Origin of the sequence: Streptomyces sp. NPDC058257, from assembly GCF_042881845.1 — a bacterium.
Taxonomy (GTDB): Bacteria; Actinomycetota; Actinomycetes; order Streptomycetales; family Streptomycetaceae; genus Streptomyces.
This window is the reverse complement of the sequence record NZ_JBHVXJ010000001.1, coordinates 238,265-250,864: the sequence shown is the minus strand read 5'-3', so window position 1 is coordinate 250,864 and position 12,600 is coordinate 238,265. Positions and strand designations below refer to the sequence as shown.

General features: G+C 73.0%; 4 protein-coding genes. All 4 read left to right on the top strand.

Annotated elements, in window-relative coordinates; all coding sequences use genetic code 11:
- Positions 1 to 127 precede the first annotated feature (127 nt).
- The 4 genes from ACFVXC_RS01050 to ACFVXC_RS01035 are packed head-to-tail and all read left to right on the top strand — an operon-like array spanning position 128 to position 12,580.
- Entirely contained in the window at positions 128 to 1,255 is a 1,128-nt protein-coding gene (locus ACFVXC_RS01050; protein ID WP_389900314.1) for a TauD/TfdA family dioxygenase, read from the top strand.
- A complete protein-coding gene (locus ACFVXC_RS01045; protein WP_389900313.1) occupies positions 1,252 to 4,428 on the top strand; it encodes an amino acid adenylation domain-containing protein in 3,177 nt (1,058 codons plus the stop codon). Before ACFVXC_RS01050 ends, ACFVXC_RS01045 begins: the two co-directional genes overlap by 4 nt.
- Complete coding sequence (locus ACFVXC_RS01040; protein ID WP_389900312.1) at positions 4,425 to 10,955, top strand: amino acid adenylation domain-containing protein; 6,531 nt, start codon at positions 4,425 to 4,427, stop codon at positions 10,953 to 10,955. Before ACFVXC_RS01045 ends, ACFVXC_RS01040 begins: the two co-directional genes overlap by 4 nt.
- Positions 10,952 to 12,580, top strand: a complete 1,629-nt coding sequence (locus ACFVXC_RS01035; protein WP_389900311.1) for a cyclic peptide export ABC transporter — start codon at positions 10,952 to 10,954, stop codon at positions 12,578 to 12,580. Before ACFVXC_RS01040 ends, ACFVXC_RS01035 begins: the two co-directional genes overlap by 4 nt.
- Positions 12,581 to 12,600 lie beyond the last annotated feature (20 nt).

Below are 12,600 nucleotides of genomic sequence, written 5' to 3'. Positions count from 1 at the left end.
CCCGGGGCGACCCGTCCCACCGCCACCGGATCGGTGGCAGTGCTTCCGTGCGGCTGGTCCGACTCCACCTGCCCGGATTCCGCGCAAGCCCTAGCGGGCCACCGACGACCTTCGGAGAAAAGAACACATGTCACTTCGTACGTCCCGCATGCCTCAAGAACCGCTGAGGCGACGGTCCCTGACGGACGCCTCGGTCGTCACCTTCGGCCCCCTGGAGCCCGCGGCCCTGCCCGCCCTCGCCACGCCGCAGCGTCCCGGCGTCCCGCTGACCATGTGGGTGCGGGCCAACGGGGACCTCGTGCGCGAGCAGCTGCATCGACACGGCGCGGTCCTCTTCAGAGGTTTCGACGAGGGCGCCGACGCACTGCGCCCGGTCGTGGAAGCCGTCGGAGGGGACGACGCCCTCGCCTACCAGGACGGTGCCACACCGCGCAGCGAGCTTGGCGACGGCATCTACTCCTCCACCGAATACCCCGCCGACCAGACCATCGAGATGCACAACGAGGCCTGCTACAGCTGGAGTTGGCCTCGCGTCCTCGGATTCGCCTGCGCGCTGCCCTCGCAGACCGGAGGGCAGACCCCGCTGGCCGACTCCCGAAAGGTGCTGCGGCGGCTGCCCGCCGACCTGGTCACCCGTCTGGAGAGGCACGGGGTGAGCTACGTGCGCAACTACACACCCGGCGTCGGCATCCCGTGGCGGGACGCGCTGGGCTGTGACGAGAGCGGCCTGGACGCGTACGCCGAGCGGACCAGGGTGCGGGTGGAGCGCGTCGCGGACGACCACCTGCGCACCGAGGCCGTGCGACCCGCCGTCGCGCGCCACCCGGACACCGGCGAGTGGGTCTGGTTCAACCAGGCCACCAGCTTCCACTTGAGCACCATCGGGGACGAGTTGGCCGCCGAAGTGCTCGGCCAGGTCGGGCCGCAGCGGGTGCCCAAGACCAGCAGGGCCGGAGACGGCAGCGAGTTCACCCGGGCGGAACTCGACGCGATCCGTGCCGCGATCGCCGCGGAGTCGACGGCCTTCGACTGGCAGCGCGGCGACGTACTGGTCGTCGACAACCTGCTGGCATCGCACGGCCGGGCGCCCTTCACCGGCGAGCGGGAGATCCGCGTGGCCATGTCGGCCGCGGCGAACTGGCAGGACGTGGAGGCCCGGCCCGCAGGGGCGGTCACCCACACGCAGGTGCCCGCAGGGGCGGTCACCCACACGCAGGACAGCACGATCACTCAGACGAACGGGGAGAGACGGTGAACACGGCTACCTCCACAGCGGCCGCCACGGCGTCCGCTCCCGCCGCGGAGACCTTCCGCGCGGGACCGCACCAGCACGACGCCGCACAGGACGACACGGTGACGACGCTCGTGCTCCAAGCCCCGGCCGCGGTGCCGGGATCAGCGCTGGCCGCCGCGGTCGAGACAGTGACGCGACGGTACGAGGTGCTCCGCACCGAGCTCGTGCCGTCCCCGGTGGGCGGAGCGCCCACCCAGCGCGTCCACGCCGGGCCGCGGACCGAGGGCCCTGAGGGCGCGGAGAAGCTCTGGACCGCGGCACCGGCCGACGGCGGACGCATCGAACTGACGGCATCAGCCCGGGTCCTGGACGCGGACGGCCTGATGCTGCTCGCGGGCGAGCTGGAGCGCGAGCTGGAGCACGGGCCGGCCGAAGCGGGCCCGGACGCCGGACCGGGCGGGGACGTACCCCTCCAGTACGCCGATGTCGCCGAGTGGCTGCACGATGTGCTCGCCGACCCCGACGCGGCCGGTGCCCGCGCGAGCCAGGAGAAGGCGCACAGCGGGTTCGACGACGCCGAGGACACGGTGGCGCGGGTATGCTCGCTGGCGCCCGCGCGGCGTGTGGTGGGCGCCGGTGGCACGGCGCGGGCGGTACGGAAGGTCACACTCCCGGGCCTGTACCCGGCCGCCGACACCGAGGCGGTGCTTCTCGCCGCCTGGCTGGTGGCCCTGCAGCGGTTCGGCGGCGCGCGGGCGCTTGCCGTCCGGGTCGGTACCGGACTGCGTGAGGTGCCCCAACTCGACTCTGTGCTGGGCCCGTTGACCGCCTGGCCCGTGATCAGGCAGGAATTCGACGCAGGACGGACCCTCGACGACGTGGTGGCCGGGGTGCGAGCGGCGCGAGCCGCGCAGCGCGAGGCCGCCGAGCTGATCAGCGACCTGTCCGCGGTGAACGCGCCCATCGGCTTCTCGTACCTTGAGGTGCCGCAGCGTGTGGGCGGCTGGTCCGTCGTGTCGCTCGCGGCGCGAGGCGCCGGGCCGGGGCTCCGCCTCACTGCTGTGCGCCGCGGCGAGCTGATCGAACTCCGCCTCGACGGCGCCCGGGCGCCCGGGCTCGGCACGGAAGTGACCGGCCGGATCCTGGACGCCCTCGCTGCGGTCCTCGAACAGGGCATGCGGAAGCCCACGACACGGGTCGGCCGGGTGGAGCTCGGCGACCCCGCCGCACCGCCGACCGCGCCCGCGACCCCCACGGCCGTCGGCTGGGGGGACGCCACCCTGGCAGGCCTGATCGCCCGCGCCGCCGGGCGTGCCCCCGAGGCCGTCGCGGTGCGCTGCGCGGAACTGGAGCTGACGTACAGTCAACTCCTCACCTCCGCCGACCGTTTGGCAACGCGCATCGGCGCCGCTCTTGAAGACGTCGTCGCGGTCGTCGTGCCGGACCCGGTCACCCGCCTGGTGGCCCAGCTGGCCGCGCTGCGCGCCGGAGCCGCGTATCTCGTGATCGACCCGGACGACCCGGCGGAACGGATCGCCGCCCTGCTGGCCGACGCGTCCGTCCGCCACTGTGTGGTCACTGCGGACACCGCGCCCCTGCTGGGCGACGGCGGCGGCACCACCCAGATCCTCGTCGAGGAGGCGGAGGAGGCGGAGGAGGCGGAGGAGGACGAGGGGAGCGCACAGGACAGCGGGGACGGCCCCGCCCTGGGCGAAGCCGGGCAGCGCCACGAGGGCGATACGGCATCCGGCCCGGATGACCTCGCCTACCTGCTCTTCACCTCAGGCTCCACCGGGCGGCCCAAGCCCGTCGCCGTCACCCACCGCAACGTGGTCAACTACCTCGGCTGGCTCGCCGACGCGGGCCTGATCGGGCCGGACATGGTGCTGCCCGCGACGGCCGCCCCGGTCTTCGACGCCTCCGTCAAGCAGGTGTGGGGGCCACTGGTGCTCGGCGGCACGGTCGTACTGCCGCCGGCCGGGGAGCGGCCCGCCGAAACCCTCGCCGCGGCGCTCACCGGCACGGGAGCGGGCGCCGCCGTCACCACCCTCAACACCGTCCCGCGGCTGTGGGACGAGACGCTGCGGGCCCTGGAGAGGGCCGACGACGCGACCGGTCCGCGCGAGCGAAGCCTGGACGTGCTGCTCGGTGGCGAGGCCCTCACCGCCGACCTGGTGGAGCGCACCCACCGGCTCCTGCCGGGAGCACGTCTGTGGAACCTGTACGGGCCCTCCGAGACCACCGCCAACGCCAGCGCGGGGATCGTCACCGGCGGCGACCGGGTCAGCCTCGGCGGCCCGGTCGGCGCCACCACGCTCCATGTACTGGACGAGGCGATGACACCCGTGCCGCACGGTGTGGTCGGCGAGCTGTACGTCGGCGGCGCCGGGGTCGCTCGTGGGTACGCGGGCCGGGGCGGGCTGACCGCCGAACGGTTCGTGCCCGACCCGTTCTCCGGCGCGACGGGCGCCCGGCTCTACCGCACAGGCGATCTCGTCCGTACCGGCGCCGACGGCCTGCCGGAGTTCTGCGGGCGCGCCGACGGCCAGCTGAAGGTGCGCGGCTACCGCGTCGAGCCCGGCGAGATCGAGGCCGTCCTGCTGCGGCACCCCGGCGTGAGTGCCGCCGTCGCCGACGCGCGCGACGACCGCCTGGTCGCCTGGGTGGTGCCGGGACCCGATGGCCCGCCCACCGTGGCGCAGCTGCGCGAACACTGCGCGGTCCTGCCCGCGTACCTGGTCCCGGCGGTTTTCGTCGCCCTGGAACGGATACCGCTGACGGCGCAGGGCAAGACCGACCGGCGCAGGCTGCCCGACCCGGCTGACGGACACCTGGAGCAGGGCGGCGAGTTCACCGCCCCGCGCACCCCGGTGGAGATGGTCGTCGCCGAGATCTGGCGCACCGTCCTCGGCGTCGGCCGCGTAGGAGCCCACGACAGCTTCTTCGCGCTCGGCGGCGACTCCATCAGGGCCATGCACACCGTCGCCCGCGTCCGCGAGCTGATGGGAGCCGAACTCCCCCTGCGAGAGCTGCTCGGCGCGCCCACTGTCGCCGACCAGGCGAACCTGCTGCTCGCACACGACCAGGACGGCTCGGTCCGCGACTTCGCCGAGGTGTTCGCCGCCCTCGACGACCCTGCCGACGCGACCGCCACCGCTGGCTCCACCGACGACGCCACCGAGGAACAGATATGACCGATTCCGAACGTCTCGAACGAGCTCGGCGTGCCTTGGCCGCCCGCCGCCCCCAGCAGCAGCCCGACACCTCGCGTGTGCCCCGGCGGCCGGACCCCGCGCAGGTCGTCCTCTCGGAGAGCCAGATCCAGCTGTGGACGGCACACGCCCTCGACCCGACCGGCAGCGCCTACACGGTGCCGGCCGCCCTCGACATCGAAGGCCCCCTGAACGCCGAGGCGCTGACCAGTGCCTTCGACTGGATGCTCGCCCGGCACGAAGGACTGCGCCTGGTCACCGATGACGTACGCGGCAAGGTGCACGCCCGGCTGCTTCCCGAAGCGCCCCCGCTGCGCCGCGCCGATCTGACAGACATCGACAGCGCCGACAGCGCCGACGGGGCCGCCGCCGAGCGGCGCCGGGACGAGCTGACCGAGTCCGAGACGCGCACGCCCTTCGACCTGGAGGGCGGCGGGCCGCTGGCGCGCGGTCTGCTGATCACTCTGGCGCCGGACCGCCACCGGCTCGTCGTCGCCTTCCACCACCTCGTCGTCGACGGCCTCTCGGTGAGCGTCCTCATCGAGGAACTCACCACCGCCTACGAGGCGTTCCGCACCGGCGGCACTCCGCCACCGGCGTCCGAAGGCCCCTCGTACACCGACTACGCCTGGTGGGAGCGGCACAGCGAGGACGCACCCGCCCGGGAGGCGTCGCTGGCCCACTGGCGAACTCAGCTCGAGGGCGCTCCGCGCGGCCTGAGCCTGCCCTTCGACCATCCGCGCCCGGACACCCCCGGTCATCTGGGTCGCCATCTGGTGCGCAACACCGGGCCCGTGCTGCGTGACAGTGCCGAGAAGTTCGCCGCGGGCTGCGGTGTGTCCGTCTTCGCCGTCCTGTACGGCGCCTGGCGTGCGGTGCTGCACCGCGCCGCCCTCACCGACGACCTGGTGATCGGTGTCCCGGTGGCCAACCGGGTGCGCCCCGAACTCCGCGGCACCGTCGGCCCGTTCATCAACACGCTGCCGCTGCGCAGCCGACTGCGGGACGGCGCGACGCTGCGCGCGCTGGCCCAGGAGTCGGCGAGCACGATCGCCGACTCCCTCGACCACCAGCACGTGCTCACCTCGGAGGTGACCGCGGCCGTCGGCGGCAGCACCGGATCCCCGCTGTTCGGCGCGATGTTCGCCTACCTCGGCGAGGACCGCTCCCGGCTGCGCCTGGGCGAGGCCGCCATGACGCCGGTGACCGCCGAGACCGCCACCTCCAAGACCGACGTCACGCTCAGCGTGGTCAGCCGCGGCGACGACTTCGAGCTGATGCTGGAGTACGACACCGAGGTGCTGCGCGAGTCCACCGCCGCCGCACTGCTCGGCTCCTACCTCCGGCTCCTTGCCGAGGGACTCACCGCCCCCGACCGCGGCGTGCGGCTGCTGCCCGTCGCCGAACCGGGCGCGCTGTCAGGGCCACTGGCCGATTCCGTGGTCGAGCACGCCCTCGACCAGGCGTTCCTGCGCTCGGCCGCCCGCCACCCCGAGCGCACCGCCCTGCACTGGCAGGGAGAGGTCATCTCCTACGCGTCACTGGCGGACCGCGCCGAGACCCTGGCACGGCACCTGGTGGCGCGCGGCGTCCGGCCGGGCGAGCGCGTGCCGCTCCACCTGGAGCGCGGGCCCGCCCAAGTGGTGGCGATCCTCGCGGTCCTGCGAGCGGGCGCGGCATACGTCCCGATCGACCTGAGCAACCCCGCGGACCGCATCCGTCACGTCCTGTCCGACAGTGGCGGCCGCATCGTGGTCTGCGGCGAGCAGGGCGTGGCCGGTCTCGGCGAAGGCCTGCGGCAGGTGTCCGTCGACGAGCACGGCCGCCCCCGCACCGACCTGGACACGACCGGGACCGAGCTGCCCGAGCGGCACCCGGGCGATGTCGCCTACGTGATCTACACCTCGGGCTCCACCGGCCGCCCCAAGGGCGTCGAGGTAGCCGACTCCCAGGTGGTGCGGCTGTTCTCGGCGACCGCGCGGCGCTTCGGCTTCGGTGCCGACGACGTGTGGAGCTACTTCCACTCGTACGCCTTCGACGTGTCCGTCTGGGAGCTGTGGGGCGCGCTGCTGCACGGCGGCGAGCTGGCCCTGGTGCCGGACGAGACCGCCAAGTCGCCGCAGGACCTGCTCGCCTTCGTCGAACGGCTCGGCGTCACCGTGTTCAGCCAGACGCCGTCGGCTTTCAAGGGCGTGGTGGCCGCCGACATCGCCGAGGGCTCCACCCGTGAACTCGCCCTGCGGCACGTCGTCTTCGGCGGCGAGCGGCTCGACGTGAACACGCTGCGGCCCTGGATCGAGGAACGCGGCGACCGCGCCCCCGTCCTGGTGAACATGTACGGCATCACCGAGACCACCGTGCACTCCACGTTCCGCGTCATCACCGCGGCAGATCTGGGCGACCGCACCGGCAGCCCCATCGGTGTGCCGATCGACGACCTGTCCTTGTACGTCCTCGACGAGGGCCTCAACCCGCTGCCCCCCGGCATGGTCGGCGAACTCCACGTCGGCGGGGCGGGTGTCACCCTCGGCTACTGCGGCCGCGGGGCGCGCACCGCCGAGCGTTTCGTGCCCGACCCGTTCTCCAGCACCCCGGGCGCCCGTCTGTACCGCAGCGGGGACCTGGCCAGGGCCACCGAGGAGGGCGAGTTCGAGTACTGGGGCCGCGCCGACGCACAGGTGAAGATCCGTGGCTTCCGGATCGAACTGGGCGAGGTGGAAGTCGCCCTCGCGACCCACCCGGGCATCACGGCCGCGGTCGCCGATGTACGCGGCGAACAGCTCGTGGTGTGGCTGGTGCCCGCCCCGGGCCAGGAGCTTCCCGCCGTGCCCGAGCTGCGCGAACACGCCGCCGGACTGCTGCCGACGTACATGGTGCCCGCGGTCTTCGCCGCCCTCGACAAGGTACCCCTGACCGTCAACGGCAAGGCGGACCGGCGCACGCTGCCCGACCCGGCGCAGGTCAGGCTCGACGCCGGCACCGAGTACACGGCGCCGCGCATCCCGCTCGAGGAGACCATCGCCGGTGTCTGGGCCGACGTCCTGGACGTCGGCCGGGTCGGCGTGCACGACAACTTCTTCGTACTGGGCGGCGACTCGATCCGCGCGGTGGAGGTCACCGGCGCACTGCGCGCCCTCGGCCACGAGACCCGCGTGCACGCCGTGTTCCGGCACCAGACCGTCGCCGAGTTCGCGGGCCACCTCTCCGAGGCCCGGGTCGAGTCCCTTGACCGCGCCGAGCCGTTCGAGATGATCGGCGCCGACGACCACGCCGCGCTCCCCGCGGACGCGGAGGACGCCTACCCGCTGACCGCCACCCAGTCGGGCATGCTGTACCACCTGCATCTGCACCCGGAAGCGGGCATCTACCACAACACGGTGAGCGTGCGGATGCGCGGCCGTCTCGACGCGCAGCTGCTGCGCCGGGCTCTCGCCGACACCATGGACCGCCACCCGGTACTGCGTACCAGCATCTCCATGGACGGATACTCCGAGCCGCTGCAGATCGTGCACCGTGACGTGGAGCCGCGCCTCTCCTGCTTCGACCTGTCCGGCCTCGACGCCCAAGCACAGCGTGCCGAGATCGACGCGTTCGTCGCCCGCGAGCGCGCCGAGCACCTCGAACTGGAGTCTGCCCCGCTGCAGCGGCTCGCCGTCCACGAGGTCGGCGACGGCGAGTTCCAGCTGACGGTCAGTGAGAACCACGCCATCCTCGACGGCTGGAGCTGGACCTCCACCCTGGCGGAGATCCTCAGCCGCCAGTCGGCGCTCTTTGACGATGCCCCCGACTACGACAGTCGCTGGCCCGAACTCCCTCTGACCTACGCCGACTTCGTGAAGACGGAGCGAGCGGCGGCCGGGGGAGCGGACACCGCCGCGGTGTGGCGCGAGCGCCTTGCCGACGCCGAGCCGCGAGCCATCGAGGACCTGCGCCCGGTCGGCACGCCCCAGGTGCGCCGCATCGAGGTCGACATCGACGCGGAGACCTCCCAGCGCCTGGCTCTGCTCGCCAAGGAGGAGGGCCTGCCCCTCAAGAGCCTTGCCGTGGGCGTCCACTTCAAGGTGCTCGCCGAGGCCCTCGCCGTGACCGATCCGGTCACCGGCATGGTGATGCACGGACGCCCCGACCTGCCCGGCGCCAAGGACCTGCGCGGCCTGTTCATCAACATGCTGCCGACCTCGGTCACGGTACCCGGCGGCAGCTGGCGCGACCTCGCGCGGCGCGCTTTCGACGAGGAGCGCTCCCTCCTCGAGCACCGGCACACCCCGCTGATCAGCGTGCAGCAGGCGCTCGGCAACGACCCGCTGTTCGACGTGGGAGTGAACTTCGTACGCTTCCACGCGCTCGGCGAGGTCCTCGACACCGGCGTCGTCGAACTCGTCGACCACCATCCGGCATCCGCCGAGGACACCAACTACGCCGTGATGGCGACCTACTCGGTGCACCCGCCCGCCCACGAGCTCGGCCTGATCCTCGCCTACGACAGCGACCGGGTCTCCGACGAGCGCGCCGCCGACCTCGCCGAGATGTACGCGCAGGCGCTGCGCCGTTTCGCCGCGGACGCCGACGCCTCGCACGACGCGGCGGGCCTGCTGCCGTACGACGCCGATGCCGCGGCCCGCAGAGCCGACGGCGGCACGCTCGACGTACCCGCCGGAACGCTGGACGAGGCCATCGCCGCCGTCGCCGGCGCGCGCCCCGGCGCGGTGGCGGTCACCGGCCCCGGCGGCGCCCTCACCTACCGAGAGCTGACCGAGCGGGCCACGGCTGCCGCCACCGGCCTCGCCGCCGCCGGAGTGCGCCGCGGCGACCTGGTCGCGGTGGTCGCCCGGCGCGGCGTCGACCTGGTCACCGGACTGCTCGCCGCGATGGCGGCGGGCGCCGCTTATGTGCCCGTCGACCCGGAGCTGCCCCTTGAGCGGATCGCTCACCTGATCCGCGACTCGGGCTGCCGGACGGCGCTGGCCGCGCACCTCACCGACGACGACGCCCCGGTGCTCGCGCTGCTGGCCGAGGAGAACGTCACCGTGCGCACCGTCGCCGACGCCGCCGCCACCACGGGCGCGGCCCCCCAGCGGGCCGACAGCGACGATCTCGCCTATCTGATCTACACCTCCGGGTCCACCGGCACCCCCAAGGGCGTGGGCGTCACCCACCACAACGTCCTCGCCTACCTGCGGGCCTCCGCCACCGTGGTCGAGCCCACCGGGCAGGACGTGGTCGCGGTCCGCTCCACGTTCACCTTCGACCTGTCGGTCTGGGAGCTGTTCGCCGGTCTGGTGGCCGGCGCCCGCATCGACCTCGTGCCGGGCGACGTGGCGGCCGACGCACAGCAGCTCCACGCCCACCTCCGCACCGAGGGCGTCACCATGCTGGCCACCACGCCGACCATCGCGCAGGAACTGGCCGCGGTGGACGGCACCCCCGACACGGGTGGCGCCCCGATCGGCCTGCGGGCGCTGCTCCTGGCCGGCGAGGAGGTGGTGCCTGCTCGGTTCGCCGACTGGTTCGCGGGACCCTCCGCACGCGACTGCCGGGTCCTGAACTGGTACGGGCCGACCGAGGCCACCGTCCTGATGACCGTCGCCGAACTCACCGTCGACGTCACCCGCAGGCAGCGCGCGCCCATCGGGGGGCCGGTGCCCGGCTCCACGATCTGGGTCCTTGACGAGCAGATGCGACCGGTGCCGCGCGGCGCCGCGGGCGAGCTGTTCATCGGCGGCGTCCAAGTGGCGTGGGGCTACTGGCGGCGCCCCGGTCTCACCGCCGAGAGTTTCGTGCCCGACCCGTTCTCCGGTCTGCCCGGTGCGCGTCTCTACAGGACGGGCGACCGCGCCCGCCACCGGGCCGACGGCCAGCTGGAGTTCCTCGGCCGATTCGACAACCAGATCAAACTCCGAGGCCACCGCATCGAACTCGGCGAGGTCGAGTCCGTACTGCTCGACCACCCCGGCGTGGCCGACTGCATCGTCGTGGTGCACGGGGCCGCGGGGGCCTCGCCCCGCCTGGTCGCCTACGTGGTGCCCGAAGGGCCGGACCTGGACCGCACGGAGCTGCGGACCCGAGCGGCCGGACGGCTGCCGCGGTACGCGCTGCCCGCGGCGATCAGACTGATCGAGCAGATCCCGCAGACCGCCAGCGGCAAACTGGACCGGCGCCGCCTGCCCGCGCCCACGGCCGACGACTTCCTGGGTACTTCGGGGAGCGCACAGTCGGCCAGGGACGACACCGAACGGGCGCTGCTCGGGCTCTGGCAGGAACTGCTCGGCCTGGAGGGGCTCGGAATCCGGGACCACTTCTACGAGGCCGGCGGCCATTCGCTGCTCGCCACCCGGCTGCTGCTGCGCATCCGGCGTCAGTTCGGGGTGGCGCTGCGGGTGCAGCAGGCCATGGCGGACTTCACCGTTGCGGGTCTCGCCGACCTGCTCAGGGAGGCGTCGCAGGAGACAGCCGCGGCGCCCGCCACCGCGGCCCCCGCCGCCACGGCGACGGAGGAGGGGCGGCGATGAAGTTCCTCTCCCTGCTGGTGAGCCGGTCGCGGACGACAGTGATCGCGGCGCTGGTCGCCGGACTGGTGTCCGGCGCCGCCACCGTGGGCCTGATCGCCGTGCTCCAACGGGTCCTGGAGCGGCTCGACGATCCGGGTGTCCGGCTGATCGCCGCTTTCGCCGCGGCGGCGGTCACGGTCCTGCTCGCCGGGGCGGTCTCCTCCGTCCTGCTGATCCGGCTCGCGCAACGCTCCATCCAGGAGCTGCGGATGGAGCTGTGCCGTCGGATCCTGGACAGCGGGATGCGGCGGATCGAGAGCATCGGCCCCGCCCGCCTCCAGTCCGCCCTCACCGACGATGTACAAGTGATCACGGGCGCGGTCAGCAGCGTGCCCCTGCTGTCCATGAACGGCGCGATCGTGATCGGCGCCTTCGTGTACATCGGGGTGCTCTCACTCAAGATGCTGCTCGGCATGGTCGCCGTGCTCGCCGTCGGCCTGGTGCTCTACCAACTCCCGGTGCGCCGGGCAGGCGCCCATCTGCGCCGGGCCCGCGAGCACCAGGACGTCATGCACGCCCACTTGGAGAGCGTCACCCGCGGCGCCAAGGAGCTGAAGCTCGACCGTGAGCGCCGCGCGGCGGTCCTCGACGGCGGGGTCGGTGCCACCGGCAGGCTCCTCGTGCGGGACACCACCCGGGGTGTCTCCCTGTACACCGTCGCCGGTTCCTGGGGGCAGTTGCTCTTTCTCGCCTGCATCGGCATCATGCTGTTCGCCGGGCCCCGCTTCGACATCCCCGCGGACGACCTGACCGGATTCACCCTCGCCGTCACCTACATCAACACGCCCCTGGTCACCGTGCTCAACCTGATCCCGGCGATCGGCCGGGCGGGAACGGCGCTGCGCTCGCTCAACGCCCTCGACCTGGGCGACGAGAGCGGCCTGCGGGTACCTGAACCGCGTGGTGGCGAGCGGGCCGCCGGTGCGCAGGTGCGGCTGCGCGGTGCGGTCTTCCACTACGACTCCGGCGCTGACGACACCGCCTTCGGGGTCGGCCCGATCGACGCCGACTTCGCACCGGGCACCATCACCTGCCTGGTCGGAGGCAACGGCAGCGGCAAGACCACGCTGGCCAAGATGATCTGCGGGCTCTACCCGCCCAGCGGCGGCGAGATCAGCCTCAACGGCTCGCCGGTGGAAGGGGACCGGATCGCGGAGCTGCGGCAGAGCGTCGCCGGGGTCTTCTCCGACGTCCACCTCTTCCGCACCCTGCCGGCCCACCCGCACGCCGACAGCGAGGCCAACCGTCTGCTCGCGCAGCTCGGAATGGACAGCAAAGTAACCGTGCGCGACGGGGAGTTCTCGACCATCGCGCTCTCCACCGGCCAACGCAAACGCCTCGCCCTGGTCTGCGCCCTGCTCTCCGAGCGGCCCGTGCTGCTCTTCGACGAGTGGGCCGCCGACCAGGACCCGGAATTCCGTGAGTTCTTCTACACCGAAGTCCTGCCCGCCCTGCGCAAACAGGGCAAGACAGTGATCGCCATCACCCACGACGACCGGTTCTTCGACGTCGCCGACCGGATTCTCAAACTCGACCGCGGCAAGGTCGTCGACCCCGCGGCCGTGGCGGCACCCGCCGCCTCCTGAACCCGCACAGCACCTCGCGC

What these genes read in the sequence shown, in the direction of transcription:
- ACFVXC_RS01050 (WP_389900314.1), top strand. Translation starts at nt 128, where the DNA reads ATGTCACTTCGTACGTCCCGCATGCCTCAAGAACCGCTGAGGCGACGG.
- ACFVXC_RS01040 (WP_389900312.1), top strand. Translation starts at nt 4,425, where the DNA reads ATGACCGATTCCGAACGTCTCGAACGAGCTCGGCGTGCCTTGGCCGCC.
- ACFVXC_RS01035 (WP_389900311.1), top strand. Translation starts at nt 10,952, where the DNA reads ATGAAGTTCCTCTCCCTGCTGGTGAGCCGGTCGCGGACGACAGTGATC.